Source organism: Mesorhizobium sp. M1B.F.Ca.ET.045.04.1.1 (assembly GCF_003952465.1).
Lineage (GTDB): Bacteria > Pseudomonadota > Alphaproteobacteria > Rhizobiales > Rhizobiaceae > Mesorhizobium > Mesorhizobium shonense.
In genome coordinates this window covers 571,830-591,579 of sequence record NZ_CP034448.1, presented here as the reverse complement: position 1 = coordinate 591,579, position 19,750 = coordinate 571,830, and the positions used below count along the sequence as shown (strand labels likewise).

The following is a 19,750-nucleotide window of genomic DNA, read 5'->3' as shown; positions in this document are numbered from 1 at the left end:
AAGCGAGCCTGGATACGCCGAGTTCCTTCGCGCCCCCCTCTGTCCTGCCGGACATCTCCCCCTCAAGGGGGGAGATCATCTTGTCGTTTCCGCCTTCGCTAATCTCCGGCGTTGTAAGAGAGGCGCCGTCAGCGGAACTGCCAATCTCCCCCCTTGAGGGGGAGATGTCCGGCAGGACAGAGGGGGGCGCCGTAGAGCGCCAGCCTTCCAGGTTGGCTTTCTTAGCCACCGCCCTGGTCCTTCTCCCCACCCCCGCCGTCGCCCATGCCTCCGACCGAGGCCACGTGCTGCTTCTCCCGACCGGCTACTACATCGCCGGCGGCGCGCTTGCCGTGGCCGTCAGCTTCCTCGTCCTCGCGTTGCTCCCGCCCGCCGCCCTCGAGCGGGTCTGGCGCAGGCGTCTTTCCCTGTTCGCTTTCGGCGACAGCCCGCGCACCGTCGTCAGCCTGCTTTCCTTTGCCGGCTTCGCGCTTCTCGTCGCCGCTGGCCTGTTCGGCAGCCGCGACCCGCTCTCCAACCCGTTGCCGCTGGTGATCTGGACGCTGCTCTGGGCCGGTTTCACCTTATTGCAGGGCATATTCGGCGACCTCTGGTCCTGGTTCAATCCCTGGTATGGGCCTTGTCGCGTCGTAAGCCGGCTTGTCGGTAAACGCGGGGGCGAAACCCAGCCCTCGCGCCTGCCGCCACGGCTCGGTTTCTGGCCGGCCTTCGTGCTGTTCTTCGCCTTCGCCTGGTTCGAGCTGATCGACGCGGCGCCCGACGATCCGTCCCGCCTGGCCTATGCCGCCGGCGCCTATTGGCTGGTCAGCTTCATCGCCATCCTGCTCGTCGGTTACAGCGACTGGAGCCGGCGCGGCGAGTTCCTGACCATCTTCTTCTCCATGGTTGCCCGCTTCGCGCCTCTCCAGCGCGAAGAAGGCCGGCTCAGCCTTTGCTGGCCGGGCGCGAAGCTGCTCGCAGCCGAGCCGTTGCCGCTGAGCGGCATTGCTTTTCTCCTGCTGGCGCTGTCCTCGGTGTCCTTCGACGGCCTGTCGAAAACCTTCTTCTGGCTGGGCCTGTTCGGCCTCAACCCGCTGGAATTTCCCGGCCGCACCGCGTTGATCGGCATCGGCAGCTTCGGCCTCGTGCTGACGTTCTTTCTGCTCGTGGCCGTGTTCGCGCTTGCCGTCCTTCTCGGCCAGCGCCTTGCCGGCGATGCACAGCCGTTCGAAAAAGCCGCCGGCCTGCTGGTGTGGTCGATCGTGCCGATCGCGCTCGCCTATCACATCGCGCACTACCTCACCGCGCTGCTCGTCGACGGCCAATACGCGCTGGTCGTGCTATCCGATCCGTTCGCGCTTGGCTGGAACCTGTTCGGCACCGCCGACATGGAAGTCGAGGCGGGCGTCGTCGCCGGCGCCGAGTCCGCCTGGTGGCTGTGGAATTGCCAAGCCGGCGTCATCATTGTCGGCCATGTGCTGGCGGTGCTTGTCGCGCACGGCCTCGCCTGGCGGATGCATCCGCAAGCCTCTCGCGCGGCGCTCAGCCAGTTGCCGCTGACGCTTCTGATGATCGCCTACACGATCTTCGGCCTCTGGCTTCTTGCCACGCCGACGGCCGGGTGAGAGTGTCCAAGCGAAGCTCGCTTGCCAGGCCATGGCTTTGGTGATTTAGTTTGTACACATGCAATTTTCGCATCCTCCGATCAGGGAGGATCGAGCCGCCTTATCGCTGGTCAAGACTGAAAAAAACAGGGGAACGGACATGGCTGACAAGAACGGATTTTTCGACCTCTCCAAGACCACGCTTTCACGCCGCACCGCGCTGAAGGGCATGGCCGCCGGCGCCGGCCTCGCGCTGGCGCCGGGCTTCGTCCGCTACAGCCAGGCACAGAGCTCGGCGCCGATCAAGATCGGCTTCCAGCTGCACCGCACCGGCATCGGCGCCGCGTATGGCCGCTGGTACGAGAAGACGAGCGCCGCCGCCGTCAAGGCGATCAACGATGCCGGCGGCATCGGCGGCCGCAAGGTCGAGCTGGTGATCGAGGATGACGGCACCGATCCGGCGCGCGGCGCCGAGGTGGTCGGCAAGTTCGCCAAGCAGCACAAGACCGACATCGTCTTCGGCACGCTGTTCTCGCATGTCGTGATCGGCTCGGCGCCCGCCGCCGGCGAGAACAAGATCCCCTATTTCGTGGTCAGCGAAGGCCACCACGTCGCCTCGACCAAGCTCAACCGCTACGTCCTCCAGCCCGGCATCACCGACGTGAAGAGCCAGATCCAGTCGATGGCGCCGTGGATCGCGGCGAATGCCGGCAAGAAGGTAACGCAGATCTTCCCGGACTTCGCCTTCGGCTACGACCATCGCGACTACCTGCCGCCGGCGCTGAAGGCCCAAGGCGCCGACGTGATCGCACAGATCGCCATCCCGCCGACGGAGTCGTCCTTCACCAAATACTTCCCGCAGATCCCGGCCGAGACGGAAGTGATCTACCACGTCATGGTCGGTCCGGCGGTGCTCACCTTCGTCAAGGAGCTCGGCGAGTTCTATGGCTCGCAACGGCCGCAGCTCTTCGGCTTCATCGACTCGCTCGAAGCCGTCGACATCAACAGCCCCGGCCTCGAATTCCTCGACGGCAGCCATTTCTGGGAAGGCTCGCCGCGCTATGTGCAGCCTGACGATTCCGCCGCGCAAAAAGCCTACCGCGCCGCCGTCGGCATCGACGACAACGGCGCCGCCGTCGGTGATCCCAAGGACGTCTCCACCGCCGCCCACATGTTCGGCTGCTGGGAAACGCTCTATGTCGTCAAGAAGGCGATGGAGGATGCCGGCTACAAGGGACCGGAAGACCGCGCCAAGCTGGTCGAGGCCACCGAGGCGCTGAAGGAATTCGCCGAAGGCCCGGAGCATCCGCAGGGCCCAAAGACCTTCAATGGCAAGATCCACCAGTGTTTTGGCATCCAGAACATCTCCAAGGTCGAAGGCGGCAAGCTCAAGGTCGTCCACAAGACCAAGATCGAGGACGGCCTCTACGAGCCGGAAGGGGATTACACGACGCAGGCGCTGTGAGCGTCGCCATTTCAGCAAGCGTGAGCGCCAAGCCACCCCCCTCTGGCCTGCCGGCCATCTCCCCCTCAAGGGGGGAGATTGGACGTCGCCTCGGGTTTCGCCAATCGCAAAAGTCGCCGACAGGTGGGCACCGCCACACGAACTGCCAATCTCCCCCCTTGAGGGGGAGATGCCCGGCAGGGCAGAGGGGGGTGCTCTTGGCGCCAACCTGTGTGTAGTCCATGCACTTCGGACCCCACCTCCTCCTCGCCGCCCTCGAAGGCCTCGTCACGTCTGCCGTGCTGGCGCTGACGGCGCTTGGGCTGTCACTGGTGTTCGGCGTCATGCGCATCGTCAACGTCGCCCATGGCGAGTTCTTCATGCTGGGCGCGGTGCTTGCCTGGGCGATCTCGACGGCGATTTCGGGCCATCCGGCGATCGGTTTCGTCGCGGCGCTTGTGGTCGCGCCTTTGCTGGTCGGTCTGGTCGCGTTTCTTGCTGAATGGCTGGTGCTGCGCCGGCTCAACTACAATCCCGAAAGCACCATCGTCGCCACCATCGGCATGCTCTACATCATCCAGCAGCTGGCGCTGACCTTCTACGGTCCGGAGGCGCGCCCGGTCGAGCCGCCCTTCAACTACCGCATCCTCCTGCCGTGGTTCGGCTATTCCGGCTACAAGCTGTCGGTCGTTGCCGCCTCCGCCGTTCTGCTGGTGATCACACGGCTGGTGCTCACCCGCACTAAGATCGGCCTGATCATGCGCGCGACCCAATATGACCGCGAGACGGCGCAGGCCTTCGGCATTCCGGTCGAGCGCGTCTATGCCGGCGTGTTCGCCATCGGCGCCATGCTGGCGGCGATCGCCGCGGTGCTGATCGTGCCGATCAGCCAGGCGCATTACCTGATGGGGCAGGATCCGCTGCTCTTATCCTTCATCGTCGTCATCATCGGCGGCCTCGGCTCGCTGCGCGGCACCGTGGTTGCAGCCATCCTGATCGGCCTCTCCGACGGCATCATCTCGGTGTTCTTCTCGCCGACCTTGGCCAAGATCATCGCCACGCTGGTCGTCGCCATGGTGCTGGTGTTCAGGCCTCAAGGGTTGTTCGGGACGACGGCGCGATGACGGATGCTTCGCCGGCAAAGACCTACGCGCTGCATATCGGCGTCATCGCGCTTCTGTTCGTGCTGAACTTCGTCCTGCCAGACTATCATCAGGGGCTGTTCGCCCGCATCATGGCGCTGGCCGTCTTCGCCATGGGCTACAATCTGCTCTTCGGCTATGTCGGCCTGCTCAGCCTCGGCCACGCCATGTTCTTCTCCGCCGGTCTCTATGGTGCCGGGCTCACCGTCTACCATCTCGGCTGGGGCGTGCCGGAAGCCTTCGTCGCCGGCGTCGCCTGCGGCGCGCTGCTCGCTCTGGTCGTCGGCCTGCTCGCGTTGCGCACCTCGGGTGTGGCCTTCATGATCGTCACCATGATGTTCGCGCAGGTTTTTTACCTGCTGATCCTCTATTTCGCGGCCTGGACCGGAGGCGACCAGGGCCTCGTCATCCAGCAGGCGGCGCGCACCTTGAATCTCGGCGGCGCCGCGCTCGACCTGACCGACCCGACCGTGCGCTACATGAGCGCGCTGGCGCTGTCTCGTCTCGCTCACCGCTTGCCATCGTCCGCTCCCGCTTCGGCCGCGTGCTGGTCGCCATTCGCGAGAATGAGGAGCGCACCAAGATGCTGGGCTACGACACTGTCGCCAACAAGCTCGCTGCCGTCGTTGCCTCCGGCGCCATCTGCGCTGCGTCGGGTGCTGCCTATGCGCTGCTGTTCGGCTATATCGGATCGAGCTTCGCTTCGGTGCAGTATTCGATCCTGCCCTTGCTCTGGGTGCTGCTCGGCGGCGCCGCAACAGCGCTCGGGCCGCTCATCGGCACGCTGTTCATGTACTATGTCACCGACATCACCAGCGGCTTCACCTCCGCCTATCTTTTGATCGTCGGTATCGCGCTCATCCTGCTGGTGCTGTTTGCCCCGAAGGGTATTCTGGGGAGCATCCGCCAGCGCTGGCTCGGGTGGCTGCCGTGATGCCGCTGCTCACCACCAAGGGCCTGTCCCGAAACTTCGGTGGCCTGCGCGCCGTCGACGGCGTCGACTTCGCGCTGATGCCGGGCGAGATCCGCGCCATCATCGGCCCCAACGGCGCCGGCAAGACCACCTTCGTCAGCCTGCTCAGCGGCCGTATCCGTCCGTCTGCGGGCATGGTCGTCTTCGACGGCGCCGACATCACGACGATGCCCGCCTATCGAAGGGTGCGCCTGGGAGTCGCCTATACGTTCCAGATCACCAGCGTCTTCGCCAATCTCACCGCTTTCGACAATGTCGCGCTGCCGGTGCAGCGGACGCTGACCGACGGCCGCTCGAAGGGGCAGGTGAGAGCCGGTGTCATGGAAGCGTTGGAACGCACCGGCCTCGCCGATCGCGCCGGCACGCTGGCCGGGCAGTTGTCCTACGGCCACCAGCGCCTGCTCGAAGTCGCAATGGGTCTGGCGCTGAAGCCACGCCTGCTTATCCTCGACGAGCCGACGCAAGGTCTGGCCGACAGCGAGATCGACAATTTCATCGCGCTGGTGCGCGAGATCGCCAAAAATGCCACCGTGCTTCTCATCGAGCACAACATGCCCGTCGTCATGCAGCTTGCCGACCGCATCACCGTCTTCAATTCGGGAAAGATCCTCGCCGAAGGCACGCCGGAACAGATCCGCGCCAATGCCGAAGTCCAGGATGCCTATCTTGGAGCAACCCATGGCTGATCCAGGGTTGCTCATGATTTCCGGGCTCGACTGTTTTTATGGCGAAGTCCAGGTGCTCTATGGCCTCGACCTCGTGCTGAACAAGGGCGAGGTGCTTTGCCTGTTCGGCCGCAACGGCGCTGGCAAGACGACGACGCTGAAGGCGATCATGGGGCTGGTGCCTGCCGCGGCCGGTTCGATCAGGCTGGACGGCAAGGAATTGACCGGGCTCGCCGCGCATGACGTGCCGAAGGCCGGCGTCGCCTATGTGCCGCAGGGCAGGCGATTGTTTGCCGACATGACAGTGGCGGAAAACATCGAGATCGGTCTCATGGCGCGCGGCAAGGGCAAGGCCGTGCGTGAGAGGGTGCTCGACCTTTTCCCGTTGCTGCTCGAGCGGCTGAAGCAACGCTCCGGCACGCTCTCCGGCGGCGAGCAGCAGATGCTGGCCATGGCCCGCGCGCTCTGTCTGGAACCGCAGGTGCTATTGCTCGACGAGCCGACCGAAGGGCTGATGCCGTCGATGATCGCAAAAATCCGCGAGACGGTGGCGAAGCTGCGCGATCTCGGCGTTTCGACCATCCTGGTCGAGCAGCGCGTCGATGCCGTGCTGTCGGTGGCGGATCGCGTCTCCTTCATCGAGAACGGCCGCAACCGCGAGACGGTCGACGTCGAGGCGTTGCGTGCCGATCCGTCGGCGGTTCGGCGATACGTCGGCGTAGGTTGACGTGGGAAACTGTAGGGCGCCGTGACCCGACGTCAGGTTGGAATCTAACCATCCAGAGCGCCGACCGCTTTCGCGCGCACAAATGCCAGGCCGGCAATTGCGAGATCGCCGACCGCTATGCCGCGGAACGCGAAAGCTGTTCGCTCACTTGCGCCCTGGCGACCTGATACGTCGCCGCTGACCAAACCTGTCAGGTCGCCCGTAACGAGCTCGGGCCTTACCATCGGTTTGCTCATCTGCGCCTCTTGCGCCAAGTCGTCTATGACGATGCGATCGAAGACAGCCATGGTCTCAGGCAGCCAAGGCAAAGCCAGATCGGTCATGGTCGCGAAGACGCCGGCCTTCAGCCAACGCGCATCCAGAAACGGAACCGGCTCGGGTATCAAAGTGACTGTCGTCACCACGATGTCGGCCGACTCGACCGCCGCTCTGGCGGTATCGCTCGCCACTGCGGTCAGACCACGCGTCTCCGCCATCCGACACAATGCGTCACGATTGCCCGTGCCTCGACCAAAGGCGCGAATCTCCTGCAGCGGAAAAAGATCGGCCAGGACTTCGAGGTGACCGCGCGCCTGAACGCCGCATCCGATGAATGCGACGCACACTGAGTCGGCTCGAGCCAGACGCCTGGCCGCCACGGCGCTTAGGCCGGCCGTGCGCTTCGCAGTCACCCAATTGCCGTCGACCGCCGCAAGCGGCAGTCCCGTCTCGGCGTCGAGGAGGGTGATCAGCGAGTTCAGAGTTGCAAGTCCCCGCTCGGCGTTGCGGGGGTTGACCACCAGCGATTTGGTCGCCAGCACCCGGGGCTCGGTCGCGACACCGAGAGTTGCCATGATGTAGCGGTCGTCGCCCGGCAGCACCACCGCCTTCGGCGCACACCACACCTCGCCCCGCCTCTGACCGACGATCTGCCGCTCGATCTCGTCGACCACATCGGACGCCGAAATCGCCAGGCTATCCAGGAACTCGCCTGACAGATAGGGCAGGCTCTCGGCATGGATGGTCATCGTCACCCCAAGAATGACTTGGCTCGATACGCATTCCTCGGTTCAGCGTTCAATCGATCCCGCACCTCTCCTCGCTAATAGCAGAAATTGCCGACAGCGCATACACAAGCGCCATCGCTTCACCATTGGCTCAATGCCGGTGACGACTGACCGATCCCGGCTTCGAAGTCGGCGGCACCTGGCTCATCCGAAGAACAAAAATCCAGCGATCAAAAAGGTCGGGATCAGCACCAGCCCGGACCAGGCCATGTAGCCGAAGAAGCCGGGCATCTTGAAGCCGCGATGCCTGGCGATGGCAAAGACCATGAAGTTGGGCGCGTTGCCGATATAGGTGTTGGCGCCCATGAACACGGCGCCGGCCGAGATCGCGGCCAGCGTCGAGGCGGCGTCGGTCATCAGGTGTCTCGCGTCGCCGCCGGCAAGCTCGAAGAACACCAGATAGGTCGGCGCGTTGTCGAGGAAGGACGAGAGCGCGCCGGTCAGCCAGAAATAGGCGAGGTCGTTCGGCTGGCCGTCGGCGGAGGTGACGAGCGATACCAGCGGCGCCAACGCGCCGTCGACCCCGGCCCGCAGGATAGCGATGACCGGCACGATGCAGATGAAGATGCCGGCGAACAATTTCGCCACTTCGGCGATCGGCCCCCAGGTGAAGCCGTTCGCTTCTCTGTGGCTCTTGTACGAGACTTTTAGGGACAGGAAGGCCAGCGCCACGATGATGGCGTCGCGCGCCAGATTCTGCAGCTCGAGGCTGACGCCGAGGACCGGGATGCTGACGCCCGGCTTCCAGCTGGCGGAAAGCAGGATCGCGCCGATCACGCCGGCAAGCAGCGGCAGGTTTGCCAGCCCGCGCAGGCGCACCGTCGTGTCCGGCGTCGGGTCCTTGATCTTCGGCATGCCGGCCTCGCGGCGATGCAGGATGGTGTCGAGCGCCAGGAAGATGAGCAGCACCAGTCCACCGACGAACAGCGTGTCGGGCAGGATGTGTATCGTCGTCCAGAAAAAATCGACGCCGCGCAGGAAGCCGACGAACAGCGGCGGGTCGCCGAGCGGCGTCAGCGAGCCGCCGATGTTGGACACCAGGAAGATGAAGAAGATCACCACATGGGCGTTGAACGGCCGGTTGTCGTTGGCGCGCAGCATCGGCCGGATCAGGATCATCGAGGCGCCGGTCGTGCCGATCAGAGAAGCAAGGATCGCGCCGACAAGGAGCAGGCCGGCATTGGTGAGCGGCGTGCCGTGAATGTTGCCGGCAAGCAGGATGCCGCCGGAGATGGTATAGAGCGCGAACAACAGGATGATGAAGGACATGTATTCGGTGAGCAGCGTGTGCAGCACCGCTTCGCCCGCCGCCGGGATGCCGAAGGCGACCGCCAGAGGAACCACGACCAGCGCCGCCCAGGCGGCGGCGATCTTGCCGTAGTGATGTTCCCAGACATGATGGAAGAGCAGCGGTCCGGTCGCGATCGACAGCAGCAAGCCGGCAAAGGGCAGTGCCCACCAGAGCGACATCGCCGCGCCGGGCAACTCGTGAGCCTCGGCAGCGAAAGCCGGTTGCGCAAAGGCGACCACAGCTGCGGCAACCAGGCCCGCAGCCAACTCTTTCATCGATACCAAGAAGCCCCCTCGATGCCTCACAGACGGGTCAGTCCGACAAATGGTCTTCGAGCGTCACACCGGCTTCGCGCATGAGAGCGATCATCGCGTCGAGCGAGCCGCTGAGGTCGATGCCGCGGCAGGCGTCGAGCCGCACCGTGGTCTTGAAGCCTTGCTTTACCGCATCGAGGGCCGAGAAGGCGACGCAGTAGTCGGTGGCGAGCCCGACCAGGGTCAAGGTGTCGATGCCGCGTTCCTTGAGATAGCCGGCGAGCCCGGTCGGCGTCGTATGGTCGTTTTCGAAGAAGGCCGAATAGCTGTCGATCGCCGTCCGAAAACCCTTGCGGATCACCAGCTCGGCCTTGGTCCAGGCAAGCCCGGAATGGAAATCGGAACCGATGCTGCCCTGGATGCAGTGATCCGGCCAAAGCGTCTGCGGCCCGTAGGGCATCTCGATCGTCTCGAAGGGCTGCGAGCCTGGATGGCTGGAAGCGAAGCTCGAATGGCCGGCTGGATGCCAGTCCTGCGTCAGCACGACATGCTCGGTGCGTCGGATCAAATCGTTGACCAGCGGCACGATCTCGTCGCCGCCGGCAACCGCCAGCGCGCCGCCGGGGCAAAAATCGTTCTGCAGGTCGATGACGATGAGCGCTTCCTCGGCCATGGGGCTTCCTTTCGTTGCGGCTCCACCAGATGCCGCTGACGCGACCGGAGGCAGAACCTTGACCAGATGACCGGTGGCGTCAACCTCCTCCAGCATAACAAAGCTGTGGCGGGTGCTCGGGAAGCCTCTTCGGGAACCTCCGCTTTGACAATTGCGGCGAAGTTGATATCATTTGCATACGAATGAATTTGTCCGAGCCTGATGCTCGGCAGGTTCCCTCGGAAAGCCCTTTCTGGGAAGACAAAGCGTGATCCGTTACGCGAAACCCACCACGGTCGACGAGGCGCTCGCTCTGCTTGGCGAGGACCGTTGGCGCATCCTTGCCGGCGGCACGGATTTCTATCCGGCGCAGGGCGCAAAACCTTTTCGCGACAATGTCCTCGACATCAACGGTCTCACCGCGCTGCGCGGCGTCGCCGAGACGAATGATCATTGGCGGATCGGCGCCCGCACCACCTGGACCGACATCGTTCGCCATCCGCTGCCGGCGGCGTTCGATGCGCTGAAGGCGGCCGCACGCGAGGTCGGCTCCGTCCAGATACAGAATGTCGCTTCCGTCGCCGGCAATCTCTGCAATGCCTCGCCCGCCGCCGATGGCGTCCCGGCGCTTATGGTGCTCGAGGCGGAAGTCGAATTGCGATCGGCGAAAGCAATCCGCCATTTGCCGCTCGGTGACTTCATCCTCGGCAACCGCCGCACGGCGCTGCAGCCAGGCGAGATGGTTACTGCCATTCGTGTTCCGAAGCGCTCCGCCGTCGGCACGTCGGCCTTCGTCAAGCTCGGTGCCCGGCGCTATCTGGTCATCTCGATTGCCATGGTGGCGGCTCGCCTGGTGGTTGAGGATGGAGCGGTCGCCGATGCGGCCATCGCCGTCGGCGCCTGCTCCGCCGTCGCCCGCCGTCTTACCGGCGTCGAGGCGGCCCTGCGCGGGTGCCCGATCAACGAGGCGCTCGCCGACGCGGTCCTGTCCGCGCCGATCGACGAACTGTCGCCGATCGGCGATGTGCGCGGCAGCGCCGAATACCGGGAGCACGCCGCGCGCGAGATCGTTGCCCGCGCCGTGCGTGCCGCCCTCGGCCAGGATAGCGGCAAGGTGGCGGCATGAACGAAGCGCGGCCCGACATCGGCAAGGCCCGGCCGTCCACGAGCATGGCGCGAGCCGACATCGCCTTCGAGGTCAATGGCGCCGCCGTCAGCGTATCGGTGCCGCCGGTGCGGCGGCTGTCGCAGGTTTTGCGCGACGAGTTGCGGCTCACCGGCACCAAGGTCGGCTGCGACGCCGGCGACTGCGGCGCCTGCACCGTGCTGGTCGATGGCGAGCCGGTCTGCGCCTGCCTGGTGCCTGCCGCCTCGGTCTCCGGCGCTTCCGTCACCACGGTCGAGGGCCTCGGCAATGGCCGGCTCTCCGCCCTGCAGGCCTCGTTTCTGGAGCATGGCGCCGCGCAGTGCGGCATCTGCACGCCGGGTCTGCTGGTGGCAGCCAGCGCGCTGCTGGAGCACAATCCCGCGCCAAGCGAGGCCGAAACGCAGGATGCGCTGGGCGGCGTGCTCTGCCGCTGCACGGGATACCGAAAGATCATTGCCGCGGTCATGGATGCTGCGCGGCGCGAACCGTCGAAGGTCAGCGCCGCCCCTCATCCGCCTGCCGGCACCTTCTCCCCGTATAGTGACGGGGAGAAGGGAAGCGCTCCAACATCGGCGATCCCTCTCCCGTCCTTACGGGGAGAGGGTAAGGGTGAGGGGCAGCGCCAACTTCATGAGCTGGATCTCGACCTTGACCGTAGAATGCCGGCCACCGGCCGCGCCGTAGGCGCTTCGCCGATCCGCCTCGACGGCGAGCCGAAGGTTACCGGCGGCGAGAAGTTCGGCGGCGACTCTTTTCCGGCCGATGCGCTGGCCGTTCTCGTGGTCCGCTCGCCGCATTACCATGCCCGGTTCAGCTTCGGCGATGTTGAAGCCTGGGCCAAGTCTCATCCAGGCATCGCAGGCGTCTTCACTGCTGCCGACATTCCGGGCAAGAACTGCTTCGGCGTCATCGGCCCCTTTGCCGATCAGCCGGCTCTGGCCGAAGGCTTCGCCCGCTTCCGAGGCGAGGCGGTGGCGCTCGTGGCGGGTGAGCGCGAGGCGATCCTGGATCTCGACCTTAACGGTTTTCCTGTCGCCTGGACCGAACTGCCGCATGTCCTGCAGCCTCGCGAGGCGAAGGCCGACGATGCCTCGCCGATCCACAAGTATCGGCCGGCGAACGTGCTGACGTCGGGCTTTGTCGAGCGCGGCGATCCGGACGGCGCGCTTGCCGGCGCCGCCGTCACCGCGTCAGGCGCGATCGAGACCTCCTTTGTCGAGCACGCCTATATCGAGCCGGAAGCCGGCTACGCTTACTTGGACGGCGACACGCTCGTCGTCGTCGCCTGCACGCAGGCGCCCTATATGGACCGCGATGACACGGCCAAGGTGCTCGGCCTGCCGGTCGAGAAGGTGCGCATCGTTCCGACCGCTACCGGCGGCGGCTTCGGCTCCAAGCTCGATGTTTCGCTGCAGCCTCTTATCGGCCTGGTGGCAATGAAGATGGGACGGCCGGCGGCACTCGCCTACACGCGCAATGAGTCGATGATGTCGACCACCAAGCGCCACCCAGCCGAGATGCAGGCGACCATCGGGACCGATGCCGCGGGCCGCGTCACCGGCATGGTGTTTACGGGCGATTTCAACACCGGCGCTTACGCCAGTTGGGGCCCGACGGTCGCCAATCGCGTGCCGGTGCACGCCTCAGGCCCCTATCTGACGCCGAACTATCGGGCGACGGGCTACGCCATCCACACCAACGGCCCGATCGCCGGCGCCTTCCGCGGTTTCGGCGTGCCGCAGGCGACGATCATGCAGGAAACGCTCTACGACGAGCTCGCCGGCAAGCTCGGCATGGACCGGCTCGACTTCCGCCTGAAGAACTGCCTTCGTAACGGATGCGAAACGGTGACGGGCCAACTCCTGGAGTCGGGCGTCGGCATCGGGGAATGCCTGGAGCAGCTGCGTCCGCATTGGGCGCGCGCGCTTGCCGAGGCTGAGACATTCAACGCCGCCAACACGGAGAAAAAACGCGGCGTCGGCGTCGCCTCCTGCTGGTATGGCTGCGGCAACACCTCGCTGCCCAATCCCTCGACCATCAAGGTCGGCATCTCGGTCGATGGCGACGTCGTCCTGCATCAGGGCGCGGTCGATATCGGCCAAGGCTCGAACACGGTCATCGCTCAGATCTGCGCCGACGCGCTCGGCCTGCCGCTGGACAAATTCCGGCTGGAGAGCGCCGATACCGCCATCACGCCGGACGCCGGCAAGACATCGGCCTCGCGCCAGACTTTTGTGACCGGCAAGGCCGCCGAGAAGGCCGGTCGCGCGCTGCGCGAAAAAATCCTGCGCTTCGCCAATGTCTCCGGCCAGGCGACGATCGCGCTCGACGGCGCAAACGTCTCCATCCGGGAGGGCGAGGCAACGCGCCGTATCGATCTCGCGACGCTGAAAGCCGATGCCGACGGTTTGGTCTTCGTGGCCGAAGAGACCTACGACCCGCCGACGCTGCCGCTCGACGCCAAGGGCCAGGGCAAGCCCTACGCCGTCTATGGCTATGGCGCGCAGATCGCCGAGCTCGAGGTTGATCTCAAGCTGGGCACCGTGAAGCTGATCAAGATCACCGCCGCGCATGATGTCGGCAAGGCGATCAATCCGCTCCTGGTCGAGGGCCAGATCGAGGGCGGCATCGCGCAAGGCATCGGCATGGCGCTGATGGAGGAGTATATCCCCGGCCGCACCGAGAACCTGCACGATTACCTCATCCCGACCATCGGCGACGTGCCGCCGATCGAACACATACTGGTCGAGGTTCCGGATCCGGAAGGACCCTTCGGCGCCAAGGGGCTGGGCGAGCATGTGCTGATCCCGACCGCGCCGGCGATCCTCAACGCCATCCGCCATGCCGCAGGCGTCCTGGTCACCAAGGTGCCGGCGACGCCCACCCGCGTCCTGGCGGCGATCCGCGACAAGGAGGCGCGCCAATGAGCGAGCTTGCCGAACGTTTCGAAACCCACGATCCCGGCGAGAAGCAGGTGGCGGAAAAGATCCGCTGCGATGCCTGTCCGGTCATGTGCTACATCGCCGACGGCCGCACCGGCGCCTGCGACCGCTACGGCAATGTCGGCGGCCGCATCGTGCGCATGGACCCGCTGACCATCCTCGACCACGCGGCCGAGACCGGCGGCGCGGTCGTGCCTTTCGTTGCCGAGGGCGAAGAGTGGGGCGGCGAGCTGGTCAACACCGGCCGGCGCTTCGTCACGGCGATCGGCGCCGGCACCACCTATCCGGACTATAAGCCGGCGCCCTTCATCGTCAGCCAGGAGGTCGAGGGTGTCGATCTCGTCACCGTCGTCACCGAAGGCATCTTCTCCTACTGCGGCGTCAAGGTGAAGATCGACACCGATCGCCACATCGGCGACGAGACGGCGACCGTGCGGTCGGAAGGCGAGGCGATCGGCCATGTGACGACAGGCGAATACGGCTCGCAGATGCTGTCGCTCGGCGGTGTCCATCACCTGACCGGCGGCTCGAAGTCGGAGGGACGCGCCACCTGCGATGCACTGCTCAATCTCTGCAACAGGAAGCCGGTCGAGCTCACCATCGATGGCGGCGCGACAGTCGTCGTCGAAGCCGGCAAGGCGCCGGTCATCGACGGCAAGGTCGAGCGCCGCATGCGCGTCGGCTGCGGCTCGGCCACCATCGGCATGTTCGCCACGCAATGGCGCGGCCTTGTCGACGAGGTGGTGGTGGTGGACGACCACATCACCGGCGTCGTCTCCGAGCATCAGGCCGGCAAGGTGCTGGGCTGGGAGGATACCGGGATAAAGATCATCGGCCGGCGTTCGACGCCGGGCCGTTATTTCAAGGTGTCGGAACCCGGCCTCGGCTGGGGCGGCACCACGATCTCTGACCCGCTGTCGATCCTCGGCGACTGGAACGCCAAGAAGGGCGCACGCCCCGGCCTGTCGCTCATGATGGTTTCGACCACCGGCGAGCAGTTCGCCTATTACGAGCTCGACGACCAGCTGAAGCCGATCGAGAAGCCGTTTCCGGAGCGGCTGCAGAAATCCGTCGGCTTGATCGAGGACAATTGCGAGCCGGCGCTTTGCACGGTGCTGTTCGTCGGCGGCGCCGGCGGCTCGCTGCGCGCCGGCGTCACCGAAAACCCGGTCAACCTCACCCGCTCGGTGCAGGGCCTGAGGACCTATGTGACAGTGGGCGGCGCGCCGGTCTATGTCTGGCCGGGCGGCGGCATCACGCTGATGGTCGACGTCACCCGCGTGCCGGAGGGCGCCTTCGGCTATGTTCCGACCCCGGCGCTGGTCGCGCCGATCGAATTCACCATGCGCCGCGACGACTATGTCCGGCTCGGCGGCTATGAGAGCGAGATCCGCAGCGTCGAGGATATCCTCGCCAAGGGCGGCGAATACCTCAATCCGCGCAGCAATGCCGGCGCGCCGGCAGGCAATCCCTGGCCGCCGCTGGCGCAGTTGCGCCGTGGCCGGGCCAACGGAGCCGGCTGATGAACGGCCCGCAGGCGCATTGGCTTGCCGACGGCAGGCGGCTTCACCTCAACCATGGGCCAATCGATCTTGTTGTCGAGGCTTTCGGCGAGACGGGTGAGTGCCGCGCCGCTTACGCGCAGGCCGTGTCGCGCTTCCAGACGATCCTGACCGAGCTGGTCGAGGAACTTCCCGAATTGCGCCGTCCCGCGTCCTCTATCCCGCGCGCTTTCGTTGGTGCAACGGCGCGGCGCATGGAGGTTGCGGTCGCGCCGCTGGCGGAAAGCTTCATCACGCCGATGGCCGCCGTCGCCGGTTCGGTAGCCGACGAAATTCTGGCAGCGCTGGTTGCCGGGCGGCGGCTCGATCGCGCCTACGTCAACAATGGCGGCGACAGCGCCATCCACCTTGGCAAGGGCGAGACGATGACGCTGGCGATAGCCGGCACCGGGCATGGCATGGCCGACCGCATCACCATCCACGCCGAGGATGGCGTGCGCGGTGTTGCCACCAGCGGCTGGCGCGGCCGATCTTTTTCGCTGGGCATAGCGGATGCCGTCACCGTGCTTGCGCGGACCGGCGCCGAGGCGGATGCCGCGGCGACACTCATCGCCAACGCCGTCGACCTGCCCGGGCATCCGGCGATCCGTCGCGTGCCGGCGCGCGATCTGGCGCCCGACAGCGATCTCGGCGGCCGGCCGGTGACACAGGGCGTCGGTGCGCTTGCATCTGGCGAGGTGGGCCAGGCGCTGGACAACGGCCTTGCCGTCGCCGAAGATTTTCGCCGGCGCGGCCTGATTGCCGCGTCGGCGCTGTTCCTCGCGGGCCAGTCCCGCATCAGTGGTTCCGTGGCGCTCGCCGCGCCCAACAAACATAAAGCGAAGGAAACTGCCCATGCCTGAATTTCCGATCCGCAAGATTGCGGTGCTGACCGAGGAGATCTTCCACGATGGCGGACCGGTGACCAAGGAGCCGCGCCTTCGTGCGGCTGCCCTCGCCGTGGTCAAGAACCCCTTTGCCGGCCGCTATGTCGAGGATTTGCAAGGTGCGTCGGAGGACCTGAAGCCGCTCGGTCTCCTGCTGTCCGACAGACTGATAGCCGCGCTCGGCGGCGACGTGAAGAAGATCGACGGCTACGGCAAGGGCGCCATCGTAGGTTCCGCCGGCGAGCTGGAGCACGGCGCGCTGTGGCATGTGCCGGGCGGTTATGCAATGCGCGAGAGGCTGGGCGACGCCAAGGCGATCGTGCCGTCGGCCAAGAAGGTCGGCGCCTTCGGCGCGCGGCTCGACGTGCCGCTCGGCCACATCAACGCCGCCTATGTCCGCAGCCATTTCGACGCGATGGAGGTCGGCGTCAGCGACGGCCCGCGTCCCGACGAAATCCTGTTCTGCCTCGCCATGACCTGCGGCCCGCGCGTCCACAACCGCATGGGCGGTCTCGCTGCCGAGGACATCAAGGCATGGGACGGCTTGAGATGAGTGGCGAGGACAATCTGCTGCGGCTCGTCGAAGCCGAAGAGCCGGACGAAAACAACTACCATCTGCAGGACCAGGTCGGCTTCATCCTGCGCAAGGCGCATCAGCGCCATGTCTCGATCTTTGCCGCTCACATCGGCGATCTGACGCCGCCGCAATTCGCGGCTTTAGCCAAGCTCTACGATATCGGCGAGACCTCGCAAAACCAGCTCGGAACGCTGATCGCGATGGATGCCGCCACGGTGAAAGGCGTCATCGACCGGCTGAAAGCGCGCGGGCTGGTCGAGCTCTCCAAGCACGAGGTCGACAAGCGGCGCCTGCTGGTCAATCTGACGCCGGAAGGCCGCGAGGCGATCGAGCGGCTGATCCCGCTTGCCCGCACCATCACCGAGGAGACTCTTGCGCCCCTGACGGCCAAGGAAGCCACGACGTTCCTGCGGCTGCTGGCGAAGCTTGCGTGAACGGGTGCCGGCGATCCGTCGCGCCCCCTCTGGCGGTGCGGTGCGCGATGGGAGGCCGCATCCAGGATGTCAGCCCGCAGGACTAGAGGCGGTTTTCGGACGACATCATGCTCTATCTCTTTGATTTAGAGCCGGATTCAGATTTCGGATCGACTCGATCCGAAATCATCCGGCTCTAGTGACGGTGCGGGAGACCGGCCTGATGTGGGCGAACGTGCTGCGGGCGTTCCAGGTCGGGAAAGCTCTTGCGAGCGACAGGTCGCCGTCGAGTTGGACGCGGTCGTCGCGGGTGGCCTGAGCCCAGGTAAGCTGTCCGGCATGCCATTTGACGAAGGCTTCGGCTTCCGCCGTGACGTAGAGGTCCTCGTCGAGGGCGGGATTCGTCTTGCAGATCTCGGTGTCTCCAAGCTCGATAAGTAGCCAATAGCGCTCACGGCGCGGGCGGCCGGTGAAGTCGAAACGGATGACGACGCGTCGATCCGGGAGCCGGTCCCGGCGGAGCGCATTGCACATCGACCACAGGGCCACAAAGGGGTCGAGATGCTGGGGGGCGATCTCGAGCCAATGCGCGCCCCATTCGCCGAGCGATTGGCAGACCGCGAAGAGGTCGTGGCCGGCGAATGTGAGCTCGTAGTGGCGCCCGCGCCCGTCGGGCTTGGGTGCCGACTCGACGACACCGACCGATTCGAGCTGCCTGAGCCGTTCCGAGAGCAGCGTACGGGAGAGTCCGGGCGCGCCCTCCAGGATCTCGCTGAAGCTTCCGCAGCCAAGATACAGGTTGCGGATGATCAGCGGTGTCCAGCGCTCGGCGAAAATCTCGGCGCCGCGCGCGATGGGGCAGTATTGGCCGTACGTTCTCACGCCGCCAGTTTTCCACGCCCGCCGTCGGCTGTGAAGTCCAGATTCTTGACTATACGGCAGCGGTCCGTGGTGGTCCGATATAGCCTTCCTTCGAGAGAGGAGGACACGACAATGACAACCATGATCGCAGACGTCGGCCACCGGAGCCAGGAAACAGGCGTCGCGGAGATCGGCGATTTCCGGGGCAGGCTGATCAGTGCCGACCAAGCCGACTACGACACCACCCGCGCCGTGTGGAACGGCGCCATCGACCGGCGCCCGCGCCTGATCGCCCGATGCATCGGGACCTCCGACGTGATCGCGGCCGTGCGTTTCGCCCGCGGCCACGATCTGGAGATCGCCATACGGGGTGGAGGCCACAATGTGGCGGGCACCGCCGTTTGCGACGACGGCATCGTCGTCGACCTCTCGGCGATGCGGGGCGTGCGGGTCGATCCCGCAAACCGCCGGGCCTGGGTACAGGGTGGCGCGCTGTGGGGCGATGTCGACCACGAGACGCAGGCGTACGGTCTCGCCACCACTGGCGGAATCGTGAGCCACACTGGAGTCGCCGGACTCACCCTCGGCGGTGGCGTCGGCTGGCTGATGCGCAAGCATGGCCTCACGGTCGACAACCTCGTCGCCGTCGATCTCGTGACGGCCGACGGCGAGCTGCTGCGGGCATCCGAGGACGAGCACCCCGACCTGTTCTGGGCGCTCAGAGGCGGCGGCGGCAATTTCGGCGTGGTCACCTCGTTCGAGTTCCGTCTCCACGCCGTCGGGCCGACCGTTCTGGCCGGGCCCATCCTTTGGGACGCGAACGACGCCGGGGACGTCCTCCGCTTCTACCGCGACTTCGTCCGCGATGCTCCCTGCGAGCTCGGCACGGTCGTGAGGTTCGGTACCGCCCCGCCGCTGCCCGTCATCCTTGAGGAGCTACATTGGCGCCCCATGATGATCGTGGGTAGCTGCTACGCCGGGCCGATAGAAGACGGTGAGAAGACGCTCCGGCCGCTCCGCGCATTCCGGTCCCCCCTCCTCGACCTGGTCGGGCCCAAGCCGTACGCGGTATTCCAGAGCGCGCTCGACTCGACCGTCGTCCACGGCTGGAACTACTACTGGAAGTCCACCCATCTACCCGAGCTCCGCGACGACCTCATCGACGTGATCGCCGGGCATGCGTTCTCCGCTTCGTCGCCACGGTCCTACGTGGCGATGTTCCATCTGAAGGGGGCGGTGAGCCGGGTGGCCGAGGGCGAGACGGCGTTCGGGAACCGCCAGGCGTCGCACGCGATCACCCTTGATGCGGTGTGGCGGCCCGGCGAGGACTATGGCGACCGGGATACCGCCTGGACGAAGAGGTTTTTCGCCGCCCTCGGACACTTCCGCGAAGGCGTTTACGTCAACTTCCTCGGCGGGGACGAAGATCCGGACCGGGTCCGCGAGGCGTACGGCGACTCTGTGTACGACCGGCTGGTGGACGTGAAGACCACATACGACCCCGACAACGTCTTCCACCACAACCAGAACATCCGCCCGGTTTGAGGGACGGTGCAGGCGGTTCCGGCGCGGCCGATGTTAATATGCGGGGTAGTGTTGCAGATG

General features: G+C 65.7%; 16 protein-coding genes and 1 pseudogene. 13 read left to right on the top strand and 4 right to left on the bottom strand.

From position 1 onward, the window contains the following. Positions 1-164 precede the first annotated feature (164 nt). The 6 genes and pseudogenes from EJ071_RS02725 (at position 165) to EJ071_RS02695 (ending at position 6,534) form a co-directional block, all read left to right on the top strand. The gene (locus EJ071_RS02725; protein ID WP_126102454.1) at positions 165-1,604 is read left to right on the top strand and encodes a hypothetical protein; all 1,440 of its coding nucleotides are present in this window, start codon (positions 165-167) and stop codon (positions 1,602-1,604) included. 139 nt (positions 1,605-1,743) lie between these two features. Then, entirely contained in the window at positions 1,744-3,048 is a 1,305-nt protein-coding gene (locus EJ071_RS02720; RefSeq protein ID WP_126096712.1) for an ABC transporter substrate-binding protein, read from the top strand. 221 nt (positions 3,049-3,269) lie between these two features. Continuing rightward, a complete protein-coding gene (locus tag EJ071_RS02710) occupies positions 3,270-4,151 on the top strand; it encodes a branched-chain amino acid ABC transporter permease (RefSeq protein WP_126096711.1) in 882 nt (293 codons plus the stop codon). Next, a pseudogene (locus EJ071_RS02705) lies at positions 4,148-5,103 on the top strand (branched-chain amino acid ABC transporter permease). Before EJ071_RS02710 ends, EJ071_RS02705 begins: the two are co-directional and overlap by 4 nt. Beyond that, positions 5,100-5,828, top strand: coding sequence for an ABC transporter ATP-binding protein (locus tag EJ071_RS02700; protein ID WP_126096710.1), 729 nt, complete (start codon positions 5,100-5,102; stop codon positions 5,826-5,828). Before EJ071_RS02705 ends, EJ071_RS02700 begins: the two are co-directional and overlap by 4 nt. Then, positions 5,821-6,534 (top strand): ABC transporter ATP-binding protein, encoded by a 714-nt coding sequence (locus EJ071_RS02695; RefSeq protein ID WP_189521401.1) that lies wholly within the window; start codon positions 5,821-5,823, stop codon positions 6,532-6,534. Before EJ071_RS02700 ends, EJ071_RS02695 begins: the two co-directional genes overlap by 8 nt. Before the next feature lie 44 nt (positions 6,535-6,578). Here EJ071_RS02695 and EJ071_RS02690 read toward each other — a convergent pair whose 3' ends face one another. The 3 genes from EJ071_RS02690 to pncA form a co-directional block, all read right to left on the bottom strand. After that, positions 6,579-7,541, bottom strand: a complete 963-nt coding sequence (locus EJ071_RS02690) for an ornithine cyclodeaminase family protein (RefSeq protein WP_126096708.1) — start codon at positions 7,539-7,541, stop codon at positions 6,579-6,581. Between the two features lie 183 nt (positions 7,542-7,724). Then, positions 7,725-9,146, bottom strand: coding sequence for a sodium:proton antiporter (locus EJ071_RS02685; protein WP_126096707.1), 1,422 nt, complete (start codon positions 9,144-9,146; stop codon positions 7,725-7,727). A 37-nt stretch (positions 9,147-9,183) separates the two neighbouring features. Further along, positions 9,184-9,798, bottom strand: coding sequence for a bifunctional nicotinamidase/pyrazinamidase (pncA, locus tag EJ071_RS02680; RefSeq protein WP_126096706.1), 615 nt, complete (start codon positions 9,796-9,798; stop codon positions 9,184-9,186). A gap of 247 nt (positions 9,799-10,045) precedes the next feature. Between pncA and EJ071_RS02675 the strand changes: the two genes are divergently transcribed. Genes EJ071_RS02675 through EJ071_RS02650 form a run of 6 tightly spaced genes read left to right on the top strand, consistent with a single transcriptional unit; the run spans position 10,046 to position 17,305 of the window. After that, entirely contained in the window at positions 10,046-10,903 is an 858-nt protein-coding gene (locus tag EJ071_RS02675; protein ID WP_126096705.1) for a xanthine dehydrogenase family protein subunit M, read from the top strand. Beyond that, positions 10,900-13,851 (top strand): molybdopterin-dependent oxidoreductase, encoded by a 2,952-nt coding sequence (locus tag EJ071_RS02670; protein WP_126096704.1) that lies wholly within the window; start codon positions 10,900-10,902, stop codon positions 13,849-13,851. The genes EJ071_RS02675 and EJ071_RS02670 overlap by 4 nt, the downstream gene beginning before the upstream one ends. After that, positions 13,848-15,389, top strand: coding sequence for a 6-hydroxynicotinate reductase (locus tag EJ071_RS02665; RefSeq protein WP_126096703.1), 1,542 nt, complete (start codon positions 13,848-13,850; stop codon positions 15,387-15,389). Before EJ071_RS02670 ends, EJ071_RS02665 begins: the two co-directional genes overlap by 4 nt. Further along, positions 15,389-16,270, top strand: coding sequence for a UPF0280 family protein (locus EJ071_RS02660; RefSeq protein WP_126096702.1), 882 nt, complete (start codon positions 15,389-15,391; stop codon positions 16,268-16,270). Before EJ071_RS02665 ends, EJ071_RS02660 begins: the two co-directional genes overlap by 1 nt. Next, on the top strand, positions 16,263-16,847 hold the full coding sequence (locus tag EJ071_RS02655; protein ID WP_126096701.1) for an amino acid synthesis family protein: 585 nt from the start codon (positions 16,263-16,265) through the stop codon (positions 16,845-16,847). The genes EJ071_RS02660 and EJ071_RS02655 overlap by 8 nt, the downstream gene beginning before the upstream one ends. Next, on the top strand, positions 16,844-17,305 hold the full coding sequence (locus tag EJ071_RS02650) for a MarR family transcriptional regulator (protein ID WP_126102453.1): 462 nt from the start codon (positions 16,844-16,846) through the stop codon (positions 17,303-17,305). Before EJ071_RS02655 ends, EJ071_RS02650 begins: the two co-directional genes overlap by 4 nt. Before the next feature lie 165 nt (positions 17,306-17,470). On the opposite strand, the gene EJ071_RS02645 is transcribed toward EJ071_RS02650, so the two are convergent. Continuing rightward, positions 17,471-18,166, bottom strand: a complete 696-nt coding sequence (locus EJ071_RS02645) for a helix-turn-helix domain-containing protein (protein ID WP_126096700.1) — start codon at positions 18,164-18,166, stop codon at positions 17,471-17,473. Positions 18,167-18,277: 111 nt separating this feature from the next. On the opposite strand from EJ071_RS02645, the gene EJ071_RS02640 reads away from it, so the two are divergent. Continuing rightward, positions 18,278-19,690 carry an FAD-binding oxidoreductase gene (locus EJ071_RS02640; RefSeq protein ID WP_126096699.1) on the top strand — a complete coding sequence of 471 codons (1,413 nt, stop codon included), beginning with the start codon at positions 18,278-18,280 and terminating at the stop codon, positions 19,688-19,690. Positions 19,691-19,750 lie beyond the last annotated feature (60 nt).